At 78.4% G+C, this 672-nt stretch carries 1 protein-coding gene; it reads left to right on the top strand.

Features of this window, described 5'->3' with window-relative positions; all coding sequences use genetic code 11:
• Window positions 1-66 precede the first annotated feature (66 nt).
• Window positions 67-672, top strand: a 606-nt coding sequence (locus GPJ59_RS36750; RefSeq protein WP_258025460.1) for an ATP-binding protein, incomplete at its 3' end; no start/stop codon positions are given.

Here is a 672-nt window from a genome sequence, read left to right as displayed (position 1 = left end):
CCGCCGGCCGGGCCGCAGGCCATGGCGGCGCCCCAGCCCCCGACACACCTCGCGCCCCCGGCAGCCATGCTGCCCCGCGCCCCCGCCGGCTTCGTAGGGCGCCGGGACGAGCTCGCTCGGCTGAGCGCGACCGTACGGGCGGCGGGCAGGCCGCCGCTGGCCGTGGTCACCGGGCCGGCCGGGGTCGGGAAGACCTCGCTCGCCGTGCACTGGGCGTACGCGCACACCGGGGACTTCCCCGACGGCATCCTCTACGCCGACCTGCACGCCGGGGAACCGGACGGCACCGGCCCCCGGCCCGCCGGAGTCCTGCACGAGTTCCTGCAGGCCCTCGGCGTCCCCGAGGACCGTCTGCCGAAGGAGGCGCGCGCGGCGGAGAACCTCTACCGCTCCCTGCTCGCCGGGCGCCGCGCCCTCGTCCTGCTCGACAACGCCCGCGAGTCCGCCCAGGTACGTCCCCTGCTGCCCGGGACCGACGGCTGCACCGTCCTCGTCACCAGCCGCAACCGGCTGGACGGGCTCGTGGCCTCCGACTGCGCCCGCCTCCTGGAGCTGGCACGGCTGACCCCGGCGGACGGCGTGCGCGTCCTGCGTACCGTCGTCGGCGACGCCCGCGTGGCCGCCGAACCCGCCGCGGCCGAGGAGCTGGCCGCCCTGTGCGACGGCCTGCCG

The sequence above is a fragment of the Streptomyces bambusae genome (assembly GCF_019400985.1).
Classification (GTDB): Bacteria; Actinomycetota; Actinomycetes; order Streptomycetales; family Streptomycetaceae; genus Streptomyces; species Streptomyces bambusae_A.
This window is presented reverse-complemented; position numbering and strand designations above follow the sequence as displayed.